This is a genomic window from Gardnerella leopoldii (assembly GCF_003293675.1).
GTDB lineage: Bacteria > Actinomycetota > Actinomycetes > Actinomycetales > Bifidobacteriaceae > Bifidobacterium > Bifidobacterium leopoldii.
Map to the genome: position 1 here is coordinate 561,219 of NZ_CP029984.1, position 26,608 is coordinate 587,826.

Consider the following 26,608-nt stretch of genomic DNA (forward strand, 5'->3'; position numbering starts at 1 on the left):
GATACGAATGGCTCAGGTCAGGAACTACAAGGAAGCAGGTTTTGCTTCTTTGTTTGAAGAGCTTAAGTGGCGTGGATTAATTTCACAATCTACTGATGAGCAGCAACTTGCTCAAGCGCTTGACGGAGAACCATTAACGTATTATTGCGGTTACGATCCTACTGCTGCTTCATTGCATATTGGTAATCTTGTGCAGCTTATTAATATGCGCCACTTGCAGGCTGCAGGTCATCATCCTATTGCTTTAGTTGGTGGTGCCACTGGTTTGATTGGTGACCCTCGTCAAAGCGGAGAACGCACTCTTAATTCTAAAGATATTGTGGCTGGCTGGGCTGAACGTTTGCGTAAGCAGATTGGCAGAATTTTGCCTCTTGATGGTGAAAATCCTGTTCGTTTTGTTAGCAATTACGACTGGGTTTCTAAGATGTCTGCTATCGACTTCCTGCGTGATGTTGGTAAGAATTTCCGTGTTGGCACAATGCTTTCTAAGGATATTGTTGCTCGTCGCTTAAATTCCGATGAAGGTATTTCTTTTGCTGAGTTTAGCTATCAAGTTTTGCAAGGCAACGACTTCTTGTACTTGTTTGATAATTACAACGTAACCTTGCAACTTGGCGGTTCGGATCAGTGGGGTAATCTCACTTCCGGCATGGATTTGATTCGTAAGGTTCGTGGCGCATCCGTAAACGTGTTTACTAGCCCAATTATTACAGATAATCAAGGTCGTAAGTTTGGTAAGTCAGAAGGTAACGCCATGTGGCTTGATCCTTCTATGCTTAGCCCTTATCGCTTCTATCAGTTCTGGTTCAATCAGCCTGATGATGAAGTTGTTAAGTTGCTTAAGGTGTTCACTTTCTTGCCAAAAGATGAAATTGAGCGTTTAGCTCAGCAAATTCAGGATGATCCTGGAAGTCGTGAAGCTCAGCGCGTGCTTGCGTGGGAAGTTACAAGTTTCGTTCACGGTGAAGATTTAACGAGCCAGGCTATTGAAGCTTCTTCCGCTTTGTTTGGACGTGGCAATCTTTGCAATATTGATGAGCAGACTCTTGAAGCTGCTTTAGATGGCGTTAAGGTTAAGGCTGAAGACGGTAGTTTAGATTTCGCTAAGGCTAAAGTTGCAGATCGTGTTGTTGAGGCTGCAGTTGCCGCAGGTCTGTTCCGCACTGTTTCCGAAGCTCGTCGCGCTATTGAAGCAGGCGGTTTGTATCTAAATAATGAACGTGTAAGTGGTGTCGACGATGTGTTAAGTGAGGACTCTTTCTTGCACGGTCGTTTCGCTTTGCTTCGCCGAGGCAAGAAAGCTATCGGTGCCGTAGAGCGCGCTTAATAAATGTTTGTATTTATTAAAAAATACATCTGTTGTAAGCTTGCTGCTTGATGTATGCTATAGCTTGCTTACAGCAGATGTTTAGTTGTTTTATGAATATAATTAAAATGTGATTTTGTAATAAAATTGCACATAGATGAGAGGTATGCCAGAATGGGCGAAGAACGCGAACACTCGCGGAGTGGTAAGAAATCTTTTGGTGAACGTGGTGGATTTGGTCATCGCAATGGTAGTAAAAGTAGCGAGCGTCGCGGCGGTTTCCATAAAGATGGTTTCCATAAAGGCGGTTTTAAGAAGGGTGGTTTCCGCCGTAATGATGATGACCGTGAAGAGAGCTTCCGCTCTGGCGTAAAGCGTGATGGTGATCGTCGTTTTAACCGTCATGACGATCGTAAAGATGACCGTCGCGGTGGTTTTAAGAAGAATGGTTTTAAGAAGGACGGATTCCGCTCAGAGAATCGCGATAATGATCGTCGCTTTGATCGTAACCGTCATTTTGATCGTATAGATGATCGTCGCGATGATCGTCGCTCTAGAGATTTTGAACATTCTGGTGAAGAAGGTGGCAACCCACGCTACAAGAAGTTTGATGGTGAACATCGTTTTAACCATCGTGACGATCGCAGGGATAATCGTCGTGAGAACCATCGCAATGGCGATTTCCATAAAGATTTTCATAAAGGCTCTAAGGGTGGCTTCCGTGATGACCGCAGAGATGATCGTCGCGATGAGCGCAGAGATAATGAGCGTCGTTTTGATCGTCGTGACAATCGCAGAGATGACCGCAGAGATGACCGTCGCGCAAATTCGCGTAGTAACTTCCGCTTTGAAGATGGTCCACGCCGCAATTCTGACGGAACTGTTTCTTATCCATCTCAAAATCCTTATACAGCACGCCGCCCTGGTGAGCCTAAGATGCCAAAAGGTTTGGAATGGGCAATGCTTTCTAAAGAAGATCGCGAGCGTTTGCGCGGTCTTTCAAAGGAGCATGCTGAAAATATTGGTCTTCATATTCTTGCGGCCTATACTTTGCAAGAAGAAAATCCTGAACTTGCATTAGAACATGCAAAGTGGGCTGCTAAGCAAGCATCTCGTATTGATTTTGCTCGCGAAACTTTAGCTTTTGTGGCCTATCGTCAGGGCGATTACAAGCTTGCTTCTAAGGAATTCCGCACTGCAATGCGAATGAATGGTTACCTTGATTATTTGCCATTTATTGCCGATTGCGAGCGCGGTATGGGAAATCTAGATAAGGCTTTAGAAATTTGCATGTCAGATGAAGCAAAAACCTTAAGAGGAGAAGTAAAAGCCGAAATGTTCCTCGTTTATGCAGGCGTTTTGGCTGATACTGGTCATGCTGATAAGGCTATTGAATTGGTTCATGCAATGGGTCGTTCAAAGGGTCTTCCTGGAGAGTATCGTATGCGTGCAGTTCAAGCAGAACAATACTTCTTGGAAGAAGCCGGTCGTAGTGACGAAGCAATTGAATTAGAGTCTTTGCTTGATAAGCTTGAGCAACAGTATGCTGATGTTGATGACGAAGATATAAATCCTGATGATATTGTTATCGACTATGATTTAGAGCATTTGAATGATGACATGATGGATGAAATTGGCATGAGTGAAGATGATGCTCAATTTGCTCCTGATGAAGAATCTGATGAAGAATCTGAAGTAACTGAAGATTTAGAAGACTCAGAAGAGACAAGTAACTCTGAGAATGCGGATAATACAGATACTATCGAGATGAGTGCTGTTCACGCTGACGAAGAGTAGTTCGTAACATTTGAATATTTGCGCCCGGCTGCTTTTAAGTAAGCCGGGCACTTGCTGCTTTAAGAGTTGATATTTATAAAATAGGCTTAATAAAATTTGAATCTAAATTAAGTGCAGTGTTTAGCAAACTTAAATGAGGTATAGTATGCAAGTTGAAACGAAAAAGAATTTTTCTTCATGTAATCGTCCGTTAAGCGATGCATTTCGTCTAGCACTGCTTGATTTAGATGGTGTTGTATATCGTGGTGGAAATGCTGTTGAATATGCGTCTGATTCCATTTTGTTTGCGCAAAAAAATGGAATGGCAATTGAATACACAACTAATAATTCTTCGCGTTTCCAATCTGTTGTTGCAAAACAACTGGAAAGTTTTGGTTTAAAAGTAGAACCATGGCAGATTATAACGTCTTCTGTTGTTGCAGCAAGAATGGTAGCTCGCAATGTTGAGAAAGGATCTAAAGTTCTTGTTCTCGGCGCTGAACATTTGCGTCAAGAAGTGCAACGCGTAGGATTAGAGCTTGTAGATTCGTGCGAAGATAATCCTAAAGCTGTTATTCAAGGCTGGTATCCTCAAATGACTTGGCAAGAAATGGCGGAAGTTTCTTTCGCTGTTGAGCATGGTGCAAAATATTTCGTTACTAACCGCGACTTAACTATTCCAAGAGAGCATGGTATTGCTCCTGGATGCGGTTCCATGATTCAAGCTGTTATTAATGCTACGGGTGTGGAGCCTATTTCGTCTGCTGGAAAACCAGAATCTGCAATGTATGATGAAGCAAGGTTTTTGGTTGCTGCTAATGCTAAGCATGATGATTCTGAATGTGAAGAATACACTGAAAAAGACGAGTATGGGAATCCTGTAATTAGTATTGAGCATTCATTAGCAGTTGGAGATCGTTTAGATACTGATATTGAGGCTGGGACAAGAGGAGGCTATGCTTCTTTACTTGTTCTTACTGGAGTTACAGATCCTCGCATGCTTATGCTTGCACCAAAACATTTGCGTCCAAGTTTTGTTTCTAAAGACTTGCGAGGATTAAACGAATCTCATAATGCTCCTGAACGCGTTAACGGTACTACTTTTACTTGTGAAGATGCTATAGCAAGAGTTGTGAATAATAATATTATTGAAGTTAATAACACCAACGATTGCAATGCTTTGAGAGCTGCTTGTGCGCTGGCATGGAGTTTGCAAGATTGCGGTGAAAATATGGAAAATTATACTCTTCCGGAGTTTTCCTTATGACTGTAAATGAGGATTTAAGTAAACTTTCAAATAGCAATATTTCACAACGTTTAGATTGCGCTTTGGTTAAGCGTGGTTTAGCAGAAAGTAGGACAACTGCTCAGCGTTTAATTCGTGCTGGCGTAGTGAGTGTTGACAATCGAAATATTACAAAATCCTCATTTTTAGTAAACAATTCACATGCAATAACAATCAATGAATCAAAAAATACGCAATCTTGTATTAGATACGTTTCTCGCGGAGCGCTTAAGTTAGAAGGTGCCTTCGAAGCGTTTTCTAAAAATGGTTTAACTACTTCCAAATCAACTAAAGCTCTAGATATAGGTGCATCAACGGGCGGTTTTTGCGACGTTCTTTTGCAAAGAGGCGTTCATTCTGTAATAGCTTTAGATGTTGGTCATGGTCAATTACATCCAAAAATAGCTAACAATTCACATGTAATTGAAATGAGCGGTGTAAATATTCGAAATGTGTACGAAGAAAACTTGCCATATAAGCCAAATCTTATAGTTTCTGACGTTTCTTTTATTTCTCTAACGCTTGTTATTCCAGTAATTTCTAGAATAGCTCAATTGCATGCAGATATTGTGCTTTTAGTTAAGCCGCAATTTGAAGTAGGAAAAGGAAACCTTGGAAAAGGTGGAATAGTAACTGACGAAACTTTAAAAATTAAAGCTTTAGAAACAATAAAAAGTTGTGCAAATCAAAACGGTCTAAAGGTTATCTCCTCTTGTGAATCTCCTATTGAAGGAACACATGGCAATACGGAGTATCTTCTTTATGCGCGTTACGAGAAATAAGAAATAAGTTAATCATTGAATGTTTAACATTTTTCAATATGTATCCTAACAATTACAATAGTAGTAGTTGTGTTTAAACAGTACGAAGGGGCTGTATATGCAGGAACATTTCGATACTAATTCCGCTTCGGCGGCTCGTCGTGCTCTTGTAGTTACTCACGCTAGGATCGATGTTCACAGTAATGTGGTAAATCAAGTCAAGACTCAACTTATTAAAGCTGGATTCGTTGTTGACGTATTCAACAGTGCTTCTGTGTCTGATTTTGCTAAAAAAACTACTCGTATAGTTGACGAAAATACAGAAATAGTTGTGGTACTTGGGGGAGATGGCACCATGCTTCAGGCTGCTGAGTTAGTGCATTGTACTACTGTTCCAATTATCGGCATAAATCTTGGCCATGTTGGTTTTTTGGCAGAATTCGAAAGTTTTCAAATTAATGATGCTATTCGTAGAATTGCAAACAAGGATTACACTATTGACAGGAGAATGGAAGCTCATGTAGATGTGTGGCTTCCTGGCGAAAGCGAGCCTTTAAGTGATTGGGCGTTGAACGATATAACTCTTGATCGCGAAGACAGAGGTCGAATGGTAGAACTTTCAATACGAGTAGACGATGTTGAAATGTCATCTTTTGGTTGCGATGGTGTAATAGTTTCAACTCCTACTGGTTCCACAGCTTACGCATTTTCAGCAGGTGGATCAATTATGTGGCCAAATGTAGAAGCATTGCAATTAGTGCCATTAGCTGCTCATGCTCTTTTTGCGCGTCCTCTAATTATTGGTGCCGGTTCTACTTTTACTATTGACATTCTTAATGAATCGTCTTCTGGAGGTTGGATTTGTTGCGACGGTAGAAGACAGCGTGCGCTCCCTCAGGGATCAAGGATTCAAGTTCGTCAATCAAAAGATGAGCTATTATTAGCTAGACTTTCTGGCGCTCCTTTTACGAAGCGTTTAGTTACAAAATTTGATTTGCCAATAGTTGGATGGCGTGAGCACAATAATAATTCTTTAAAATGAATTATTTAAGTAGAAAATAATATTAAATATAGCATTTATAAAACGAGGTACAGCGTGCTTGAAGAGTTAGAAATACGTAATCTTGGGCCAATTTCACATGCGCTTATTACTCCTTCGTCTCACATGACAGCTATTACGGGCGAAACAGGTGCCGGAAAGTCAATGCTTTTAAGTGCTATCAAGCTTATTTCTGGATCCAAAGCAGAAGTTGCAAGGATTTCTCCAAATGCTAAAGAAGCGTGGGTCCAAGGCATATTTAGTATTCCTAAAACAAGTGAATTAGTAGATGCTGTTGGCAAATCCGGTATTGAATTAGAGCCTTCAGAAAATGACGAAAATAAATCAGATATGTATGTTTCTAGAACAGTACCACAAGAAGGTCGTTCAAGAGCAACAATTTCTGGTTTCGCAGTACCAAAAACAGTTCTTGAACAAGTATGTTCTCGATTGATAGTGATTCATGGACAAAGTGACCAATTACGCATAGCAACAAATTCAAAACAACGCGAATTGCTTGATACTGTATCTAAAAATAGTGAATTACTTAAGCAATACGCATGTGCGTATCAAGCGTGGAAAGATGCTAAAGAAACATGTAACCGACTAGAAAATCAAGCGTCTTCTTCACGGCAACGTGCAGATTACCTTAGAGAATCATTAGCGCGAATACGAGATGTGAATCCTCTCCCTAATGAAGATAAAGAATTGCGCGCAAAAAGAGAAAGAATTGAGAATTCTGCTCAAATTGTCAAAGCAGTGAGCATTGCGCTCGCATCCCTTGATTCCAGTCAAATAGATTGTGGTGCTTCAGAATCATCTGAAGATGCTTGTTTCCTTGTAGATAAAGCTTCTCAAGCATTACGAAATATTCGTGTAGATGATTCTTTCAATTCTATTGCAAATCAACTTGACGATATTCATGCTCAACTTGACGATATCGTAATGCAGCTTGCTCAACAGTTGGATATCGATGTAAGTGAAAAAGATTTAGATGATTTAAATTCTCGTATTCATGATCTTACTGATTTAACTCGTAGGTGGGGCCCAACATTAGATGATGTACTTGATTGGTCCGAAAAAGCTCAGTTTGAACTTGAAGATTTAGATGATTCTCCTGAAGCTATTGCCAAAGCGCGTGCTAAATGTGCTCAACGATATGATGATGCTCTTAAACTTGCTGAAGAATTATATAAAACTCGTTTAAATGCAGCTCATGATTTTGGCACTTTAGTTAGTGAAGAATTAAACTCTTTGGCCATGCCAGGTGCTCAATTAATTATCAGTGTAAATAAGCGTTGCGAAGATTTATCTGGTTCTATTCCGCTTGATGCTAACGGATGTGATGATGTAGAGTTTTTGTTCCGACCATTTCCTGCTTCTTCAGATTTGCCGATGAGCAAAAGTGCTTCTGGTGGTGAATTAAGTAGGCTTATGCTTGCAATTGAGCTTGTTATTGCGAAGTTGACAGATTGCGACGAAGAAAATATGACATTTATTTTCGACGAAGTAGATTCTGGTGTTGGTGGTGTTGCGGCAGTAGAGCTAGGTAAACGTTTGGCTCAACTTTCTAAACATGCTCAAGTTATTGTTGTTACTCATTTAGCTCAGGTTGCTTCTTTTGCAGATGTACAATTTGCAGTACAAAAAAATCTTGTTGAAAATGACGATAATAGCGAGAATAGCTCTTTTGCTAAAGTTGCAAATACTTCTGTTATTGAGCTTAATGATTTGATGCGTGAACAAGAGATTGCTAGGATGCTTGATGGAAGTGAATCAAAAACTTCACTAGAACATGCTCGTGAACTATTGAATGCAAGTAGGAAGATCATTGATGGATTTACAAAATAATTCGTCTATTGTTGCAGCGATTTTTGATTTTGACGGCACATTACTTGATTCTTTAAGCGTTTGGGATGATATTGATCGAGTAAGTTTTGCGAAACGTGGTATGAGCGTTCCCTCAATCTTTGCTAGTACAACTGCAACAATGAATCCTAGACAAATTGCAGAATATGTTATTAAAAATTACGGGTTCACTGATTCTCCTGAAGCTTTGATGAAGGAGTGGTCAGATATGGCTTTTGACGCTTATGCTAATCATCTTCCGCTAAGAAAAGGCGCGTATGAATATGTGCATTATTTGCATTCTAATGGTGTAAAGCTTTTTCTTGCCACAACTCTTTCTAAACGCTTGTGTATTCCAGCTTTAAAAAGAGTTGGTATTTTTGATTGTTTTGATTTTCTTCATTTTGGAGAAGATTTATCTGAAAAAGGTAAGCATAGTCCTAAAACTTATACCGATATTGCTAATCAGCTTAAAGCAGATCCAGCTGAATGCATAGTTTTTGAAGATTCTGCTACAGCTTTATGTTCAGCTCAGCAAGCTGGTATGCAAACATGCGGAGTAGTTGATAATTCAAACGTAAAAATTGATTTAGATTCGTCGTTTAATAAGTGTTTAGCAGTATTCTCTGATTTTTCTTTCGCTCCAAAAATCAGCGATATAAGTTGAAAATATGCTATTTGGTTGAGTTGATGAGGTTTCACATACCCCGGGTTTTGTCGCATACACAAGTGCATGCGGATGGCCATCCATCTCGATTTGACGTTACCGCCAAACTCTAGCAGTCTACCCGAAGACTTGAGCGAGCAGCTCTAAAGCGTCTTCTGCTTGACCTTGCTCCCAATGAGGCTTGCCATGCGGCTTACTGTTGCCAGAAGCCCGGTGGTCTCTTACGCCGCCGTTTCACCCTTACCCGAACGAAACGTTCAGGCGGTCTATTCTCTGTTGCGCTATCTCTCAGGTCGCCCTGGGCGGACGTTATCCGCCATTGTGCTCTGTGGAGCCCGGAAGTTCCTCAGTCACTCCGAATGAACATTGTGACCGCGGCCATCGTGAAACCTCAACCTTCCTAATTATAGCAGATAATATTAATATCGTAAAAAATTCGTTATTTTATAAGAAATTCCGTAATAAACGTTAATTTTTTTATTTTAATTTAATAAATTGCTAGGTTTGTATGGATTTAGCAGATATAATAGAAGAACCGACGGCATCGTGGCAGTCGGGTTGTACAAATCGAGCTTAAGGTTCGAGTCTATATGGGGAGGTTTCGCATGGAAATCGTCATTACTGGTCGTCATACGCAGATTAATCAAAGGTTCCGTGACGTTGTAGAAAGTAAGATGAATCGTGTGACCGCCATTGCGCCTGATGCGCAGCGCGTGCAAATCGTGTTGACTCATGAAGGCAATCCAAGGCAGGCTGACACAGCAAAGCGAGTTGAAATCACTGTTGTTGCAGGAAGCACTGTGATTCGCGCAGAAGCTTCTAGCACTGATCAATTTAGCGCATTAGATATGGCGCTTGATAAGTTGACGCTTCGTTTGCGTCGTACTCGCGATCGTCGTAAGGATCATCGCCGTGGATATACGGAAATGACTCCTGTAGATATGGGTGCTGTAGAACCTGAGATTGAAACTACCGTTGAAGAGCCAGAAGAAAATGAGGTTAATAGCGCAGATGCTGCTGTTGCTTCCGATTTAGGTCCTGGTGAATCTGTGGAAGTAAGTGTTGGCGACACTCCTATTGTGATTCGTCGTAAGCTACATATTGCAGAGCCTATGAGCATAGATGAGGCTTTGTATGAGATGGAGCTTATTGGACATGATTTCTTCCTGTTTGTAAACAAAGAAACTATGAGACCATCTGTAGTATATCGCAGACATGGTTGGAGCTATGGCGTGTTTGAAATTGATACACCTGAAAATGTTGCTAAGCAAAAGTAATGGTTAAAAACATGTCTAAAGTGCGCGAATAAGTGCGCGTGCCCGTCTAGCACAATGTTGGGCGGGCATTTTTATGTAGAAATCAGACTCGCTAACTTACAAAAATCGTAGCCGTCGCGTAATATAGGCACAGTTTACGTCTATGTTGGCTAGGCCGTCGTCATAGACATGACCTAAGGGAGCAAAACGTGGTAGATATCGTCGATAAAGCCTTGCGTATGGGTGAAGGCCGTCAATTGAAGCGCCTTGAGAACGTAGCCAAGGCTGTGAATGCGTTGGAAGATGAAATTTCCGCGCTTTCCGATGAAGAATTGAAGGGTCAAACTGCTAAATTCAAGCAGCGTTTAGACAATGGTGCAAAGCTTGATGATTTGATGCCTGAAGCCTTCGCTACTGTGCGAGAGGTTTCAAAGCGTACGCTTGGCCAGCGTCATTTCGATGTGCAGCTTATGGGTGGTGCTGCATTGCATTGGGGCAATATTGCAGAAATGAAAACTGGTGAAGGTAAAACGTTGGTCGCTACTTTGCCAAGCTATCTGAATGCTTTGGAAGGCAAAGGCGTGCACGTTGTCACAGTCAACGATTACCTTGCTAGCTATCAAAGCGAACTTATGGGTCGTATTTATAGATTCCTTGGCATGAGCGTTGGCTGCATTATTACCGACCAGCAGCCACCTGAGCGTCGTAAGCAATACAATGCTGATATTACTTACGGTACAAATAATGAGTTTGGCTTCGATTACTTGCGCGATAATATGGCGTGGGAAAAGAGCGAACTTGTGCAACGCGGTCATCACTATGCAATTGTCGATGAGGTCGATTCCATTCTTATCGATGAGGCTCGTACGCCACTTATTATTTCAGGTCCTGCTGAAGGTGATGTAACTCATTGGTATCGTGAATTTGCAAAGCTTGTTTTGAAGCTTACTCGCGATGTTGATTACGAGATTGACGAAAAGAAAAAAACCGCAGGTATTCTTGATCCTGGCATTGCAAAAATTGAGGATTACTTGGGCATCGATAACCTTTATGAGCCAAGCAATACAGCTCTTATTGGTTATTTGAATAACGCTTTGAAAGCTAAGGAGCTTTTCCTTCTAGATCGTGACTATGTTGTCACCAACGGCGAAGTTTTGATTGTCGATGAGCATACTGGTCGTGTTCTTCCAGGTCGTCGTTATAGCGAGGGCTTGCATCAAGCAATTGAAGCTAAAGAAAATGTGGAAGTTAAGGCAGAAAATCAGACTTTTGCTACTATTACTTTGCAAAACTATTTCCGCATGTACGACAAGCTTGCTGGTATGACTGGTACTGCTGAGACTGAAGCTGCAGAGTTCATGGGAACTTACAAGCTTGGTGTTCTTCCAATTCCTTCCAATCGTCCAGTAATTCGTAAAGATAAGGACGATTTGATCTTCCGCACAAAGAAAGAAAAGCTTACTGCTATCGTGCGCGATGTTGCTGAACGCCATGCTAAAGGACAGCCTGTGTTGCTTGGTACAGCTTCTGTTGAATCTTCTGAGATTCTTTCTTCACTCCTTGACGTTGCTCGCATTCCTCACCAGGTTTTGAATGCTAAGCAGAATGCTAAGGAAGCTGCTGTTGTTGCTGTTGCTGGTCGTAAGGGTGCTGTAACTGTTGCTACTAACATGGCAGGTCGTGGTACTGATATTATGCTTGGTGGCAATGTTGAATTCTTGGCTGATGCAAAGTTGAAGGCTGATGGTTATTCTCCAGACGATACTCCTGAAGAATATGAGAAGCGTTGGCCAGGCGTTTTAGCTGAAGTTAAAGAGCAAGTTAAAGACGAGCATGAAGAAGTTAAGAAGCTTGGTGGCTTGTATGTTCTTGGCACTGAGCGTCACGAATCTCGTCGTATTGATAACCAGCTTCGAGGTCGATCTGGTCGTCAGGGCGATCCTGGCGAATCTCGCTTCTACTTGAGCTTGGAAGATGATTTGATGCGCCTGTTCAACACTCAGCTTGTTGCTCGTGTTATGGCTAAGGGATTGCCAGAAGGCGAACCAATTGAGTCTAAGTACGTTTCTAACGGTGTGCGTACGGCACAGAAGACTGTTGAAGCTCGTAACTTTGAAATGCGTAAGAACGTTTTGAAGTATGACGATGTTATGAATAAGCAGCGTACTGTGATTTATGCAGAGCGTCAGATGGTTCTTAAGGGTGAAGATATTCACGAGGACATCTTGAAGTTCATCAGTGACACCGTAGAAAGCTATGTGCGTGGCGCAATGAACGGTTCTGATAAGCCAAAGAATTGGGATTTGGACGGCTTAAAAGATGCTCTTAACTCTGTAATGCCTGTACTTCTTGATTGGGATCAGGTACGTGAAACTATTATCAATCTCAAGGGCGAAAAAGCTGTTTCTGCTTTGCGTGATTTGATCGTCGACAGTGTAGTAAAGGTTTACTCTCTCGTCGAAGATCGTCTCGGTGCTGATCCACTTCGTCAAATTGAACGTCGCGTTGTTCTTTCTGTTCTCGATCGCAAGTGGCGTGAACATCTTTATGAGATGGATTATTTGAAGGATGGTATTGGTCTGCGTGGTATGGGTCAGCGTGATCCGCTCGTTGAATATCAGCGTGAAGGCTACCAGATGTACAATTCGATGATTGAGGCAATTAAGGAAGAAAGCATTCAGCTTCTATTCCACATTGATGTCAATCAGATTGCTTCTACTGAAGATATTTCTTCTGACGATGAGCTTGATGAAGATGTTGCGCAAGCTTCGTCTGAGGTAGATGCTGAAGATCAAGCTGCTGGTATTGTTGGTCCTGCACCTTTGAGCCATGCTGAAGGCGATGTTCCATTAACCATGCGACCAAAGAATGAAGAATGGAAGACTCCATGGTCTGATGGACGTACATTCCCAGGAACAAATAAGAATGACGAATGCCCATGTGGTTCTGGTCGTAAGTACAAGCTTTGCCATGGTCAAAACGAAGCTGAAAATGAAGCTGAGTGACTTGAAAGCTTACTAAAGTAAATATAAATAAAAGGCGGTGTGATCAAAATCATGCCGCCTTTTATTATATTCGATTGATTATTAGCTATACTCGAGCACCATCTCCATAATCGCTGTAATCTTCTTTATACGGATCAGGTTTTTTGCGATTCATAAGTAATCCTGCTCCACTAAGTAGCATTAATAAGCCGCATATAATACCAACAATGTTCGCTATAGTAGGAATAAAAGCACTTACAATAACACCGAAGATACCTATAACAAATAGAATCCACAAAACTACATTAACTAGAGATACGTTATAAAATTGTGGATTTGGAGGCACAAAATCATCGCCATAGTCTTCCATAGTCTTATCTAAATCGAGCCAACTTGTGCGGGTATTATCACGAGGACCTTTAGCAGTTATAATCGTGTGAGAATCTTGCATTCTAGTAGGAATAATATAAGATTTATGGCTACTTAGATTTTTTAAGTTAAATTTATTTTTTATTACACTTTTTTGATTTTTAGAATTATTGTCGCTTGCTATAGTGTTGCGCTCTTTCTTTTTTTCTTCTTTCTGAGCGTGCTTTTCAAAACTTTTTGCGCTACGTGAATTAGCAATATCGTTCATGTCATCAGAATGTTCTGCAACAAAAGATGACCATTCGTCATCAAAATCTCCGTTGTTTTGTTTTCGATTATTTTTTAACGATTCTGACGTTAACTCGTCATCACGGCGAGGGTCGTTGGTATTCTTAGAAGAAGTCATGAACTATACTGTAGCAAGTCTTCCTGATTCTATGCTTAAAATGTTCGAAATTGGACTTGCAAGAAAGGATATGGTATGTTGTACTGGTTCTTCGTGAAGGGACTTGGGGGTATTGCCCGCATGAGGATTCATCCATCAGCGCAAGGTGTTAAAAATGTTCCTAAAAAGGGTGGAGCTATTATTGCTGCAAATCATCTTGCTGTTATTGATGACGCGCTTCTGCCATTGACTTGTCCTCGTATGATCCACTTTATGGGTAAAGCAGAATATTTTGAAGGCAAAGGTTTAAAGGGTCGTTTTAAGAAGTGGTGGTTTACTTCTGTGGGCGTTTTCCCTGTAGATCGTTCTGGAGGCGCAAAATCTCTTGGCGCTTTGAATCATGCTCGTGAAATATTAGAAAAAGGTCAGCTTTTTGGCATTCATATTGAAGGCACAAGAAGCCCAGACGGTCGTTTATATCGTGGTCATACTGGTGCTGCACGTCTTGCTCTTGAAACAGGTTGCCCGATTATACCTGTTGCAATTATTGGAACTAGAGAATTACAAGTGCATGGTCAAGTTATTCCAGCAAAAGGCAAGACTAAGGCGATTTATGGCGAGCCTATTCAAGTAGAGCGTGTTCGTGACGAAAGTGAGATCACTCACGAGCGTTTACGCGAAATTACAGATAAAGTAACTAAGTCTATTCAGCAAATGAGTGGTCAAGAATACGTTGATGAATATGCTCAAACCGTAAAAGAACGTATGCGTCAAAAACGTGAAGAAAGTAACGAAAATAAGTAAAATATAATGCTGATTCTCATGCTATTAGATTAACATTATTACATATTTAAATTTTATTTATGTTCAAATATGTAAGCGGCGAAAGTTATTGAGCTTCCGCCGCTTTTATAATACTTAAGACACGCTTATATTACTGTAAGAGTAATAATAGAAGGATTTCCATTAGAATCCTTCAATGGCACTTCGCTTCCAGCTCCAGGGGATTGGAAGCGCACTACGTGCATTAAATCACCAAGTGGAGCAGAAACACGAACTTTAAGCCCTAGACTTTCAATAATCCTTCTAGCTTCATCACTGCTCTTTCCGCAAACGTTTGGCAATGTAACAGTTTTTGGACCTTTTGAAACAACAACTTTAACGCTATCGCCCCAATGTAAGTCAGAACCAGCTTCAACAGAAGCGCGGATAATCTTACCCTTTGCTACAGTATCGCTATTTTCTTCTTCGTACTTTACATCCAGCTTAGCGTCAGTCAAAGCTAAGTCAGCTTCATTCTTTGTTTTCCCAACTATATCTGGCATTTGTACAGGCTTAGGTCCCTTAGAAAGTAAAATACTTACTTCTTCGTTATGGTTCATGCGTGTGCCAGGTTTAGGGTTAATATCAATTAAGCTGCCAGCTGGTATATCTATAGAATACGTATCTCCTGACTTATCGTGAATAATGTTAGTAAAGCCTGCTTTACGCAATGTTTTCAAAGGATTTTTGCCATTGTAAGTCTTTGGATCTGTAATATCGTCCGGGATTGTAGCCTTACGAATTCCACGCGAAATTACAACATTAAGAGCACTATTATTGTGCTTTTGAATATGGCTTCCGACAACATCAGGATTTGTTGAAACTACTTTTCCTTCTGGCACATCGTCACTATAATCTTTTGAAACTGTGTAAGGAATTCCAGCAACTTTAAGCGTGTGCTCATATCGTTGCCAATTGACATCAGTTATTTTGCAAGATGCATAATTGTTGCATTGAAGGTCGTCAGGCTTAGGTAGCGTCCAATAACTGCCAGGACCTAAGAAATACCAAAAACCACCAATAGCAGCAATTGCTAATACTCCAGCTGTACTTAAACCTGCAATAATGAAAACACGCTTTTTAGAAGAGCGGTTAGACTTGTTTCCTAAGTCCTTTTCTGTATATGACAGGCCCAATGGTTTTGTTGCATTTAATTTGTTGTTAAAATTGCGAGAGCTAATAGCAATTGTTGGCATATTGCTATCGTCAAATTCTTCTAAAGGATTATCTTGCGAATTGTATGACACATCTTCTGCATTAGTAGCATGCCATTGCATAGCTTGTGTTTTTTGAAGATTATTCGCATCGAAAGCACTGTTGGACTTCGCTAGTGAATTGTCTATTGCTACATTATTGACTTCAGGATTATGTAGATCATTATTTGTGCGTGAATCGAGTTCACCTACAGAATTATCTCTAGGTATTGCAACAGTTTCGTCTGTAGCATTTTGCAATAAAGAGTTGGAATTAGCAGAAAAATTAGAGCCTGAAGTATTTATCGCTCGTGTAGCATCTGAGTCATTATTAGGATTCAATTTGTCCGAATAATTTGCTTCAGGGGGAACACGCAAATTATTAATAGGAGAAAAGTCTGTTTCTTCTGAAAACTCTTGTGGTTCTTCTGCTTTGTATTGCCAATCTTCAGGGTTTAATTGTGTAGAAAGTGCACGTAATTTTGCTAATGCTTCACTTGCATCTTTAGGTCGTTCGTTCATGTCGCGAGCAGTGAGGTTTGCTATGAATTGTGCAACTTTTTCGCTAATTCCAGGGCAAGCTGTAGCAATTGAAGGAGTGTTTTCATGCACATGCTTGAAAACAAGCGTAACAGGATTATCTGCAGTAAAAGGCACTCTTCCTGCAAGCATTTCCCAAGCCATCATGCCCGCTGAATACAAATCACCTTGAGGAGTTGCAAGATTATGCTCAATAAGTTCAGGAGCAAGATAAGCTGCTGTGCCAAGAAGCAATCCTGTAGAAGATAATGTTGCTTGCGAAATTGCTCTAGCTAAACCGAAATCAGTAATCTGAACATGACCTCGATCGTTAATTAAAATATTTTCCGGCTTAATATCTCTATGCACAACTCCAGCATTATGTGCAGAAGCGAGACCATCCAAAGTTTCTGCAAGTAAACGCAGCGTATCTCGCACACTGAATGTGCCTTGCATATTCATTTCATAACGCAAATTAACGCCATGAACATATTCCATCACAAGATAATCAAGCCCATCATATTCGCCCGTATCATAAACTTGCACAATATGTGGATTGGCAATTGCTGCAGCAGAGGTTGCTTCTCTGCGGAATCTAGCAATAAATTGCTGGCGATGCACTCCTTGAGCAAGTTGAGTGTGCATGATTTTAATTGCTACAGGTCTATCAAGGCGTTCATCTTCTGCTTGATACACAGTAGCCATGCCACCCTGAGCTATTTTGCGCACAATGCGATAGCGATTTTCAATGCGCATACCTGGCTGCGCCTGCGTAGCTTCATCCATTGTCACAATCCTTATACGCGTAAAACCATTTTTGCTACTTACGAGTGTACAAGCAAGATAGTAAAGAAGGCTAATTTCGAGCGTTATTTACTAAATATTATTGTACATTACGCCATGCTTCTGGTATAAATCGTTTGCTAATTTCATGCAAAATAGTTTTTCCACTATCGCTCAATGTACTTGATTCGATTGCTTGTTGTGAATCATTCCATAGATTCTCAATTCGCTTTTTTGATTTTTCAATAGCACCAGAAGTATGGTAAATCTGTATTATTTTATTTACATCATCTTCACTCCTAGTACTACTCGTATAAGCTTTTAATAGTATTTCTCTTTCGTTATCGTTTCCGTATTGCAAAGCATCTGCAAGAAGAACTGCACGCTTACCTTCTCTAATATCACCGCCAATAGGCTTACCTGTAATCTTGCTATCTGAAACAATATCAAGCAAATCATCAGCAATCTGGAAAGCAACGCCTAACGAATTGCCAATAGAATTAGCAAGATTGTATGCTTCAGTTGGTTGCATATTTGCTGCAAGAAAGCCGAGAGTTAATGGAGCAACAGTAGTGTAACTGGCTGTTTTCCATCTAAAAACATTCAAAGATGATTCCGCAAGTTGTATTGGATTATCTAGTTGCATCATTTCTATAGACAAATCCAATACTTGACCAATACCAACATTTCTTTGCATAGACGCAAATGCTGCTAACAATTCCTCGCCATAAGTAAAATTCTTCGCACAATTTCTTGCAATATCGAAACTTTCTGTGGCAAGTAGATCTCCTAGCATTAAACCTAAGCCTGTGCCAATATGCTTATTATTGCAAGCTTTACTTAATGCACAATACGCACTAGGCTTTCCACGTCTCAAATAAGATTCGTCAATAATATCATCATGAATTAATGCAGCTGTTTGAAATACTTCTAGAGCACAAGCTATGTCAAATACAGACTGTTCATGGATTTTTTGAATATTGGTTTCTTTTGATGCAGCGTAAAATGCTGAAATCGTAAGAAGAGCTCTAAGACGTTTTCCGCCTTCGCTTGAAACAATAGCTTGCTTTATTACTTGCTGTAGTGTTTGCGCACATGTGGATGAAAGATTATCTTCTAGTCCCGTATTAAATTGCTGAGAAATTAAAAAAGTAATTCTAGATTCAATATCGTTAAGACTGTAATTGTTGCCTATAAATGTGCTCATATTATGAAAGTTATCCACAGGGCTGAACATTACAAAACGCAGTTATTATTATGGTTTAATAAGCTTTTCACCGCGGAAATAGTTTTTTATTGAATGCTGACTTATGTCTTGAGAAACTTCAATATATCAAAAAATGCTATTACATAGTTTGATTATCAAAATAAAAAATCATGTAAAAAATGAGGGGGAGTATGCATGGAAATTGTAGAGGATGATTTGAAAACAAAGATATCGCATAATTGTATGGATGACTTTGATATGCAAAGTCTTATGCAAATTTATGGTGAAAGCGCTAATTCTTTTAATGGTTGTTTAGATTTTGCAGGTTCAGAAGATTTTGAAAGTTTTGCTGGAAGAGAAATTTCAGATATTAATGGGAATATATATCCTTCCAAAGAGTGCAGCTTTTTTATGACTTTTTCTAAGGAATATATTTACAACAACTGTAGTGATAGTGTGCAATGGATTAAAGGATTAGAATATTGGGTTCCGGCAGTTTCGGAAGCTTTTATAGAAAATGTTGATCGAAATGGCAAGCAATACGCCATTAGAGATATTGCAAGCAGAGCGCTTATGCGATGGTACAATATGTTTGCTTACGATGAAAAAATGTTTGGATATGATCTAGTAAACCTGCCAATAGCAATGTTGCATAATATTAATGTTCGTGACGCAATGCTTATTTCTATTCTGGATGAAAATCAAGAATGGTATGACGAAAAAACTTTGTCGGAATTTGCTTGGTGTCCTCACACTTCTGAAGTATCTCGTAATTTGCGGCATTGTTTAGAAGCAAAATTCACTCAAACAAATAATAAGCCTGATATAAAGAGAGCTATTTTCGCGTGCAAAATTTTAAAATCTATGGCTATTATTACTAAAAGCATTCCAAAATTATCTGTGCAAGTTTACGCTTTATTAGCTTATATCAGCTGGTGGTTTAGGCTAGGAGAAGTAAAGTATTATTGTGATTGTGCATTGCGCATTGATCCTGATTGTTCTATGGCAAAAATAGTGTGTGGAGCATTCGAAAATGGTCTTGAGCCAGCATGGATTGAATAATTCGCCACGCCGCAAAAAATTAGTTGGGGAATAATCGTCTTGCTTAAATGGTTTACTACTTAAGGTAAAACTTGCCCTTGCATGAACTATGCCTATATGCGTTACAAGGGGATAATACAGGAGGAACAGTTTGACGAGTGAAGTTGGATCAACGGTCGACAGCGACGAAATGCAAGATGATACTAAGCCTGTAAAAACTCGCAAGGCTAGCGCTGCGCGTAAAACCAGTACTCGAACTTCGTCAGCTGATAGCAAGACACGCAGTTCTCACTCAAAGAAAACTGAAGACAACAAGATTGATACTGAATCAGTATCGTCTGATGCTAAACATGACGAAACTGAGGATAGCGTAGATATTGAATCTCAAGATCAATTATCTATTGACGATCCTTTAGATGACGATCCACATCTTGATGTTGATGATGAACATTTGAATCTTGATGATTTAGACGATATCCAGCCAGAAGATATATCTGATGTTGACGATTTAAGCGATATTGACGTTGCAGATGATCTTGATGATGAAGAGTCTGAAGATCTTGATGAAATTGATGATCACGACGAAATTAAGCATGATGCTCCGCAAGTGCCACAAGCAAAAGGCGCATTTGTTGTACGAGACGATGACGATGATGATAATCTAACTCCGTCTGGTAATCCTAAGCGTCGTGTAATTGCTACAGGCGCTACTGCAGATCCTGTTAAGGATTATTTAAAGCAGATAGGTCGCGTGAGCTTGCTTAACGCTGAGCAAGAAGTTGATTTGTCAGAGCGTATTGAAGCTGGATTGTATGCTCAGCATTTGCTTGATACTCAAATTGATCAAATGGAGTTTAAGCGTAAGCGTGAGCTTAAGTGGGCTGCAGCAGATGGTAAGAAAGCTAAAGATCATCTTCTTGAAGCAAACTTGCGTCTTGTTGTTTCTCTTGCTAAGCGTTATACGGGTAGAGGCATGCTTTTCCTTGATTTGATTCAGGAAGGTAACCTTGGTTTGATTCGTGCAGTTGAAAAGTTTGACTGGAAGAAGGGCTTTAAGTTCTCAACTTACGCAACTTGGTGGATTCGCCAGGCTATTACTCGTGCTATGGCAGATCAGGCTCGTACTATTCGAGTTCCAGTGCATATGGTTGAAGTTATTAATAAGCTTTCTAGGGTTCAGCGTCAAATGCTTCAAGATTTAGGTCGTGAACCTACACCAGATGAGCTTGCTCGCGAACTAGATATGCCAGTAGAAAAGGTTCAGGAAGTACAAAAGTACGGTCGTGAACCGATTTCTTTGCACACTCCTTTGGGTGAGGATGGCGATTCTGAGTTTGGCGATTTGATTGAAGATACTGACGCAATCGCACCGTCTGATGCTGTTGCATTCTCGCTTCTTCAAGAACAGTTTAGGCAAGTTTTGGAAACTTTGGCCCCTAGAGAGGCTGGAGTTATTAAGATGCGCTATGGCTTGGAAGATGGTCAACCAAAGACTTTAGACGATATTGGTCGCGTTTATGGTGTTACTCGTGAACGTATTCGTCAAATTGAGTCTAAAACAATGTCTAAGCTGCGTCATCCTTCTAGATCGCAAACTTTGCGTGACTTCTTAGATCAGTGATTGTGTGAAGTTATATTACAAAGTGTCGTATTGTTGCTTTTGCGATAGTACGACACTTATTGCTTAAAATAATCGGTTGTACGTTTAATAAGTGCAAGGGGTAGAAGTGGTCTCTCATAAAGAGCAATATGATGCTGATAGCTTGACTGTGCTTGAAGGCTTAGACGCAGTTCGTAAGCGTCCAGGCATGTATATTGGCACTACAGACAGTCAAGGTTTAATGCATTGCCTTTGGGAGATTATTGACAACGCAGTTGACGAAGCTTTAGCTGGAGCTTGCGATCATATTATTGTTACTCTTCACGACGATGGATCTATTGAAGTTGCAGATAACGGTCGTGGTATTCCAGTAGACGTTGAGCCTAAAACAAAACTTACAGGCGTTGAAGTTGTTTTAACTAAGCTTCATGCTGGAGCAAAGTTTGGCAACGCTTCTTATAATGCTGCAGGCGGTTTACATGGCGTTGGCTCTTCTGTTGTAAACGCTTTGAGTTTGCGTTTGGATGTCGAAGTTGATAGAGACGGTAAAACGCATCATATGGCGTTCCATCAGGGACATCCTGGAGTTTATAGTGATGCAGATCCAGAGCATCCATCTCCTGCTTCTCCGTTTAAGCGCACGCGAAAAAATAAGCCTACTGAGCTTGAAATTATTGGCACTGTTTCGCCAAAAACTACCGGCACTCGTGTACGCTACTGGGCGGATCCAGAAATTTTTAACTCAACTGCGCATTTCAGCTATGAGCAGCTTATTGCTCGCGTGCGTCAAACAAGTTTCCTGGTTCCAGGCTTAAAAATTACTGTTATTGACGAGCATGTGCCTGAAGGTGAATCTGCAAATATTGAAGAAATTGATTCTCCAGAAGACAATGTTATAGAAGATAATGCTGCAGAAGATAATCTTCTTGAAAACCAGTCTGATAATAGCGATGACTCTGTGCCTGAATTTGAAGAATTAGAATCTGAAACAACATTAGAAGATGAAGATGATTCTGAAGATGAGACTGAAAATATCGCGAATGAAGATGCTGAATCTGAAGAATCAGTTGCACAATCTGTTGCAAATGCTGAGTCTGCTAACTCAATGCAAAATAAGCATCATCCTCGAGTAGTTGAATTTTTGCATAATGGTGGCGTCAAAGATTTCGTTGATTTTCTTTCAAAAGGTGAAGCAGTATCGGATATTTGGCGTATTTCTGGCGAAGATACATATGTAGAAGAAACGCAAGCTGTTGATTCTGCAGGAGATTTACATGCTCAACAAGTAACGCGTAAGTGCGGCGTTGACATTGCAATGCGTTGGGTAAACGGCTACGATTCAACGATTATTAGTTTCGTAAACGTTGTTGAAACTCCTGGCGGAGGTATGCACGTTGACGGATTCTTGCAAGGATTGACCAAGCAAATTCGTAAAGCTGTTGAAGACAACGCACGCAAATTAAAAGTAAATCTTAAAGATTCGAATACGAAAATTGAGCGAGACGACATTACAGCAGGATTGGTAGCAGTCGTAACTGTTCGCATTGCTGAGCCTCAATTCCAAGGTCAAACTAAGGATGTTCTTGGAACCGCACAAGTTAAGCCAATTGTTACTAAAATGACTGATGCTCAATTTGGTGAGATGATTACTGGATCTAAGCGAGGATTCAAAGAGCAGTCTGCTAGGGTTTTGGAAAAAATCGTTTCCGAAATGCATGCTCGTGTTCAGGCGCGTAAAACTAAGGAAGTTACGCGCAGAAAGAATGCGCTTGAGTCTGCTTCAATGCCACCAAAACTTTCTGATTGCCAGCCTGGAAACGACGATGTTGCAGAACTTTTCATCGTCGAGGGTGATTCTGCACTTGGCACTGCAAAAGCTGCTAGGAACTCTGCTTTCCAAGCGCTTCTTCCAATTCGCGGTAAGATTTTGAACGTGCAAAAGGCAAGTCTTGCACAAATGCTTTCAAACAAAGAGTGTGCTGCAATTATTCAGGTTGTTGGAGCGGGATCGGGCGCAAGTTTTGATATTTCGCAAGCGCGTTATAACAAGATTGTTATGATGACTGATGCTGATGTTGACGGCGCGCACATTCGTATTTTGCTGCTGACGCTGTTCTATCGTTATATGCGTCCGCTTATTGAGCACGGTCATGTTTATGCTGCAGTGCCGCCTCTTCACAGAATTGCGCTCGCTGGAAAGCGAAAGGGTGAGTATATTTATACTTACTCAGACGACGAATTGGCTGGAAAGCTTGATGATTTGCAAGCTAAGGGCATTGATTTTAACAGCGATATTCAGCGCTATAAGGGCTTGGGCGAGATGGATGCGGATCAGCTTGCAGACACTACTATGGACCCTAGAACCCGTATGCTTCGAAGGATTCGTATGGAAGATGCTCAGCAAGCGAGCGAAGTATTCGATTTGCTGATGGGTGATGATGTTCCTCCGCGCAAGCAGTTTATTGTTGATAACGCTGATGACTTTGATCGTTCCAAAATCGATACCTGATGTCGGCATGTTGTTTGCGTTGCTTTATGTCGCCTTGTATATTTATATTCCTTTATATTGCTTTATGAAGGCGTGTTTGCGTTAGAAATATGAAGTACTAATGTTTGGGAATTTTATGATTAACCTTCTTCTTGTTGTTATTTATCTTGCTTTTATTAGTTTGGGTTTGCCGGATGCTCTTTTAGGAGCTGCGTGGCCTACGATGAGTCACGATATTGGTGCGCAAATTTCTTGGGCTGGCGGAATATCAATGGTTATTTCTGCAGGAACAATTATCTCTGCATTACTTTCGAACAAACTTACGTGCAAATTTGGCCCTGGGAAAGTTACGCTTATTTCAGTTGCTCTAACAGCTTTAGCGCTACTAGGTTTTTCTTTTGCTCCGAATTATCTTGTGCTTATTTTTCTAGCTATACCCTACGGTTTAGGTGCTGGAGGAGTGGATGCGGCTCTTAATAACTACGTTGCAGTGCACTATGAGAGTTGGCATATGAGCTGGCTTCACTGCATGTGGGGAATTGGTGCTTCTACAGGTCCTTATATTATGGGTTTTGCGCTTTCGCATGGTCAAAGATGGACTGCTGGATACCAGTATATTGCCGTTATGCAGATTGCTTTAACACTTGTGCTGCTCATGAGTTTGCCGTTGTGGAAAAACAATAAAAAGAATGAATTGAATAAGATCGTTGAGTCAAAAACAAAATCTTTTGAAAAGGTATCTTATGCGGGAATTTTGCGCATTCCAGGAGCTAAAAATATACTTATTATGTTCTTTTGCTATTGTGCGTTGGAACAAACTGCAGGCTTGTGGGCTAGTAGTTACATGGTTTTGCATGGAGGAGTTAGCCGCATTGTTGCAGCTGGTTGGGCAAGCCTGTTCTATGTTGGTATTACGGTTGGTCGTTTTGTAAGCGGATTTCTTACTATGCGTTTTAACGATGCAACCATGATTCGTATTGGGCAGTGCGTAATGCTTATGGGCATTCTGGTGTTGCTGCTGCCTTTGCCGAATCATATTGAGCTTGTTACAGGATTCATTATTATTGGACTTGGTTGCGCTCCTGTTTATCCATGCATCATTCATTCAACTCCGCATTATTTTGGTGCTGATAAGTCTCAAGCAATTGTTGGCATGCAAATGGCAAGCGCATACATCGGCTCTATGGTAATACCTGCGATTTTTGGAATAGTTGCACAGAATGTTTCCATGATGCTGCTTCCAGCTTATTTGTTTATTCTTCTCGCTGTAATGACTTTTATGCATGTGCGTCTGATGCGCGTTTATGCATAATAATCTCTTATAATAAAATTAAACCCTTCAAAAGTTGAAATACTACAACTAGAAGGGCTTAATTTATTGATAAGCAAATGATTAAGCGTTTTTAAGTGCTAATATTATTTGCTTTACAACGTCAAATTTTAACTACAAGGTTTTTATAATATCGAACCTTAACCAATTTAAAGGTTCTTCAATCTTGTAATAAACATTGTCGCCGTCTGGAGCTGGCGCGAAAGGCACTGGCTTGTTCTTTTTTGTCGGCACAAACGGGCTAGTTGGATAATCGGGTCCAGTAACTCCATCAGGAATAGCTACTTGTGTTTTATCGTACAGCTTTGGATCTCTTCGCATAATGAATGGTCGGCTAAAATCAGGCTTATTTTTCCCTTTGCCTTTAAAGTATCCGCTCTTTTCAAGTTCATCAAATTTTGTATTTACAGGAACAAGCACAAAGAAATCATGCATTTTGTAGGTTAATCCTGTATTAGCATCTTTGTTAGAACCTTTATACATTCCTTGATCATCAAATTTTTCAGGGCTGTTTTCTGCGTTTATATCTTTACCATGTTCACAAACTCTTACACCTGGTGATGGGGAAAATATATTGTTTCCGCAAGATGGCAAATCTAATCCTTTGTAGAATTCTACTGCGCCAGTATCGCCGGAAAGTAAATGACTTTTCATCATATCATTCATAGGTAATTTTTTATCGTATAGAATAGATCCAGATATATCTTGCGAATAGTTATTCATGCTAAGATAATTTTCATCACTTATCATAATAGGCTTAGCTCCATCATTCATGAGATCGCCAACGCGTGTCCCTAACACAACTGTAGATTCACCTTCAACAAACGATGGCATTTCATTGAAGTATAAGCATTCGCCGCCTTTATTACACCAAACTCCTGCAATTGGAGAAAGGCCTTTTGTTACGCGGACATCAGCATTATTTATTCCGTCCAGATGCTCTTTTTTAGTTAGTACTTCTTTTGTTTCACTTGCATCAACACCGTAGTATAGAGTAACCTTTTTTACTTCTTTCAAATTTTCTTCACCCAATGCAGGGTAGGAGCCCACAATTTTATCAATATAATTACGAGAAGAAAATCGTGGTTTTAATTCGTATTTCGTTATTCCAACTTTTTCCAGTATTTGTTTTGCGCTGTCTATATCTTTTCCTAGCAAGTCTGCAGGTACTACTTTTTTGTTGCATTTACTAGCAATAGCAATATGCATATTGTCACCTTCGTAAGCTGCATTAAAAGCTTCTCCGGGCATAGGATAAGTTGAAATAATGGTTCCAGGCTTTACTGTTGCAGGAACTTTATGAACTTCTACTTTTAAGCCCATTGCTTTTACTTCGTCAGTAATTTCGTCTACAGTTTTCCCAATAACGTTTTTTGGCATACCTGGACCAAGAGATTCCACAACTGTTATTTTTGTGGAATGATTAACCTTACTACCTGGTTTAATGCCTTTTAATGAAATAAAAGAACCTTTTTTGCGTTTATTAAGTTCCCTAACAATTTCTACTTTAAAACCTTTTGAGCGTAAATTCGTTGCAGCAGCTTGAGCATTTGTATCTTTAATCACTGGCACTGTGACCATACCTGAATTTGGCTGTACTTGCGTTATGTAATAAATCGTTCCAGCGGTCGCAACTATAGCTAGAACTATTATTGCGCAAATAATTGATATGAATGCGCCTTTTTTCTTATGATTTTTATTACCTTTATTAGGTTCTTTTTGCAACTCTTGTGCATGTGTTTGTTGCTCTACTTGATTTATTTCTTGTTCTTTAGTTTTATCTTCGTAATTTTCGTTAGGCGTACCGCATTGTTCGCAAAACTTTGCATCGTCTACCATGCTACTGCCGCAATGAGTGCAAAATGACATATTTTCCCTTTCTCTTTAAAAAATTTACCTAATTTTTAATAGCTTTAGTTTTATATTATCTATTTTCTTATTGGTGACTA

Annotated in this window: 18 protein-coding genes and 1 other RNA gene; 14 read left to right on the plus strand and 5 right to left on the minus strand. The window is 40.2% G+C overall.

The features are described from left to right. The first annotated feature begins 7 nt into the window (after nucleotides 1–7). The 7 genes from tyrS (at nucleotide 8) to DOD25_RS02425 (ending at nucleotide 8,682) form a co-directional block, all read left to right on the plus strand. Complete coding sequence (gene tyrS, locus DOD25_RS02395) at nucleotides 8–1,327, plus strand: tyrosine--tRNA ligase (protein WP_004106818.1); 1,320 nt, start codon at nucleotides 8–10, stop codon at nucleotides 1,325–1,327. 153 nt (nucleotides 1,328–1,480) lie between these two features. Then, on the plus strand, nucleotides 1,481–3,103 hold the full coding sequence (locus DOD25_RS02400; protein WP_101892146.1) for a tetratricopeptide repeat protein: 1,623 nt from the start codon (nucleotides 1,481–1,483) through the stop codon (nucleotides 3,101–3,103). A gap of 145 nt (nucleotides 3,104–3,248) precedes the next feature. Then, on the plus strand, nucleotides 3,249–4,349 hold the full coding sequence (locus DOD25_RS02405) for an HAD-IIA family hydrolase (protein WP_064340443.1): 1,101 nt from the start codon (nucleotides 3,249–3,251) through the stop codon (nucleotides 4,347–4,349). Then, complete coding sequence (locus tag DOD25_RS02410; protein WP_004106808.1) at nucleotides 4,346–5,149, plus strand: TlyA family RNA methyltransferase; 804 nt, start codon at nucleotides 4,346–4,348, stop codon at nucleotides 5,147–5,149. The genes DOD25_RS02405 and DOD25_RS02410 overlap by 4 nt, the downstream gene beginning before the upstream one ends. Before the next feature lie 97 nt (nucleotides 5,150–5,246). Further along, nucleotides 5,247–6,170 carry an NAD kinase gene (locus DOD25_RS02415; protein WP_112928631.1) on the plus strand — a complete coding sequence of 308 codons (924 nt, stop codon included), beginning with the start codon at nucleotides 5,247–5,249 and terminating at the stop codon, nucleotides 6,168–6,170. A gap of 54 nt (nucleotides 6,171–6,224) precedes the next feature. Continuing rightward, on the plus strand, nucleotides 6,225–8,018 hold the full coding sequence (gene recN, locus DOD25_RS02420; protein WP_112928633.1) for a DNA repair protein RecN: 1,794 nt from the start codon (nucleotides 6,225–6,227) through the stop codon (nucleotides 8,016–8,018). Then, nucleotides 8,002–8,682, plus strand: a complete 681-nt coding sequence (locus tag DOD25_RS02425) for an HAD family hydrolase (protein ID WP_101886023.1) — start codon at nucleotides 8,002–8,004, stop codon at nucleotides 8,680–8,682. Before recN ends, DOD25_RS02425 begins: the two co-directional genes overlap by 17 nt. A 20-nt stretch (nucleotides 8,683–8,702) precedes the next feature. Here DOD25_RS02425 and rnpB read toward each other — a convergent pair. Continuing rightward, nucleotides 8,703–9,076: RNase P RNA component class A (gene rnpB / locus DOD25_RS02430), an RNA gene on the minus strand. 211 nt (nucleotides 9,077–9,287) lie between these two features. Here rnpB and hpf point away from each other — a divergent pair. Continuing rightward, nucleotides 9,288–9,959, plus strand: a complete 672-nt coding sequence (gene hpf, locus DOD25_RS02435) for a ribosome hibernation-promoting factor, HPF/YfiA family (protein WP_004106803.1) — start codon at nucleotides 9,288–9,290, stop codon at nucleotides 9,957–9,959. A gap of 188 nt (nucleotides 9,960–10,147) precedes the next feature. After that, the gene (secA, locus tag DOD25_RS02440; protein WP_004106800.1) at nucleotides 10,148–12,943 is read left to right on the plus strand and encodes a preprotein translocase subunit SecA; all 2,796 of its coding nucleotides are present in this window, start codon (nucleotides 10,148–10,150) and stop codon (nucleotides 12,941–12,943) included. Between the two features lie 85 nt (nucleotides 12,944–13,028). On the opposite strand, the gene DOD25_RS02445 is transcribed toward secA, so the two are convergent. After that, on the minus strand, nucleotides 13,029–13,697 hold the full coding sequence (locus DOD25_RS02445; protein WP_101886024.1) for a hypothetical protein: 669 nt from the start codon (nucleotides 13,695–13,697) through the stop codon (nucleotides 13,029–13,031). 75 nt (nucleotides 13,698–13,772) lie between these two features. On the opposite strand from DOD25_RS02445, the gene DOD25_RS02450 reads away from it, so the two are divergent. Continuing rightward, nucleotides 13,773–14,480, plus strand: coding sequence for a lysophospholipid acyltransferase family protein (locus DOD25_RS02450; protein WP_032842512.1), 708 nt, complete (start codon nucleotides 13,773–13,775; stop codon nucleotides 14,478–14,480). 125 nt (nucleotides 14,481–14,605) lie between these two features. On the opposite strand, the gene DOD25_RS02455 is transcribed toward DOD25_RS02450, so the two are convergent. Both DOD25_RS02455 and DOD25_RS02460 read right to left on the minus strand, forming a co-directional pair. Further along, nucleotides 14,606–16,996, minus strand: coding sequence for a Stk1 family PASTA domain-containing Ser/Thr kinase (locus DOD25_RS02455; protein ID WP_101886025.1), 2,391 nt, complete (start codon nucleotides 16,994–16,996; stop codon nucleotides 14,606–14,608). Nucleotides 16,997–17,093: 97 nt separating this feature from the next. Continuing rightward, the gene (locus DOD25_RS02460) at nucleotides 17,094–18,200 is read right to left on the minus strand and encodes a polyprenyl synthetase family protein (RefSeq protein WP_064340567.1); all 1,107 of its coding nucleotides are present in this window, start codon (nucleotides 18,198–18,200) and stop codon (nucleotides 17,094–17,096) included. A gap of 195 nt (nucleotides 18,201–18,395) precedes the next feature. On the opposite strand from DOD25_RS02460, the gene DOD25_RS02465 reads away from it, so the two are divergent. The 4 genes from DOD25_RS02465 to DOD25_RS02480 all read left to right on the plus strand — a co-directional run bounded on the left by DOD25_RS02465 (nucleotide 18,396) and on the right by DOD25_RS02480 (nucleotide 24,641). After that, nucleotides 18,396–19,262, plus strand: a complete 867-nt coding sequence (locus DOD25_RS02465) for a hypothetical protein (RefSeq protein WP_064340566.1) — start codon at nucleotides 18,396–18,398, stop codon at nucleotides 19,260–19,262. Between the two features lie 130 nt (nucleotides 19,263–19,392). Further along, complete coding sequence (locus DOD25_RS02470; protein WP_162720536.1) at nucleotides 19,393–20,862, plus strand: RNA polymerase sigma factor; 1,470 nt, start codon at nucleotides 19,393–19,395, stop codon at nucleotides 20,860–20,862. A 106-nt stretch (nucleotides 20,863–20,968) separates the two neighbouring features. Next, entirely contained in the window at nucleotides 20,969–23,350 is a 2,382-nt protein-coding gene (locus DOD25_RS02475; protein WP_064340565.1) for a DNA gyrase/topoisomerase IV subunit B, read from the plus strand. Between the two features lie 115 nt (nucleotides 23,351–23,465). Further along, on the plus strand, nucleotides 23,466–24,641 hold the full coding sequence (locus tag DOD25_RS02480; protein WP_101886186.1) for an MFS transporter: 1,176 nt from the start codon (nucleotides 23,466–23,468) through the stop codon (nucleotides 24,639–24,641). Between the two features lie 132 nt (nucleotides 24,642–24,773). Here the strand turns inward: DOD25_RS02480 and DOD25_RS02485 are convergent, their stop codons facing one another. Continuing rightward, nucleotides 24,774–26,528 (minus strand): PASTA domain-containing protein, encoded by a 1,755-nt coding sequence (locus tag DOD25_RS02485; RefSeq protein ID WP_101886026.1) that lies wholly within the window; start codon nucleotides 26,526–26,528, stop codon nucleotides 24,774–24,776. Between the last annotated feature and the right edge of the window lie 80 nt (nucleotides 26,529–26,608).

Excerpts from the sequence above, each read along its gene's own strand:
- tyrS (WP_004106818.1), top strand. The coding sequence starts at position 8 with ATGGCTCAGGTCAGGAACTACAAGGAAGCAGGTTTTGCTTCTTTGTTT.
- DOD25_RS02400 (WP_101892146.1), top strand. The coding sequence starts at position 1,481 with ATGGGCGAAGAACGCGAACACTCGCGGAGTGGTAAGAAATCTTTTGGT.
- DOD25_RS02405 (WP_064340443.1), top strand. The coding sequence starts at position 3,249 with ATGCAAGTTGAAACGAAAAAGAATTTTTCTTCATGTAATCGTCCGTTA.
- DOD25_RS02410 (WP_004106808.1), top strand. The coding sequence starts at position 4,346 with ATGACTGTAAATGAGGATTTAAGTAAACTTTCAAATAGCAATATTTCA.
- DOD25_RS02415 (WP_112928631.1), top strand. The coding sequence starts at position 5,247 with ATGCAGGAACATTTCGATACTAATTCCGCTTCGGCGGCTCGTCGTGCT.
- DOD25_RS02425 (WP_101886023.1), top strand. The coding sequence starts at position 8,002 with ATGGATTTACAAAATAATTCGTCTATTGTTGCAGCGATTTTTGATTTT.
- hpf (WP_004106803.1), top strand. The coding sequence starts at position 9,288 with ATGGAAATCGTCATTACTGGTCGTCATACGCAGATTAATCAAAGGTTC.
- DOD25_RS02445 (WP_101886024.1), bottom strand. The coding sequence starts at position 13,697 with ATGACTTCTTCTAAGAATACCAACGACCCTCGCCGTGATGACGAGTTA.
- DOD25_RS02450 (WP_032842512.1), top strand. The coding sequence starts at position 13,773 with ATGTTGTACTGGTTCTTCGTGAAGGGACTTGGGGGTATTGCCCGCATG.
- DOD25_RS02455 (WP_101886025.1), bottom strand. The coding sequence starts at position 16,996 with ATGGATGAAGCTACGCAGGCGCAGCCAGGTATGCGCATTGAAAATCGC.
- DOD25_RS02460 (WP_064340567.1), bottom strand. The coding sequence starts at position 18,200 with ATGAGCACATTTATAGGCAACAATTACAGTCTTAACGATATTGAATCT.
- DOD25_RS02465 (WP_064340566.1), top strand. The coding sequence starts at position 18,396 with ATGGAAATTGTAGAGGATGATTTGAAAACAAAGATATCGCATAATTGT.
- DOD25_RS02480 (WP_101886186.1), top strand. The coding sequence starts at position 23,466 with ATGATTAACCTTCTTCTTGTTGTTATTTATCTTGCTTTTATTAGTTTG.
- DOD25_RS02485 (WP_101886026.1), bottom strand. The coding sequence starts at position 26,528 with ATGTCATTTTGCACTCATTGCGGCAGTAGCATGGTAGACGATGCAAAG.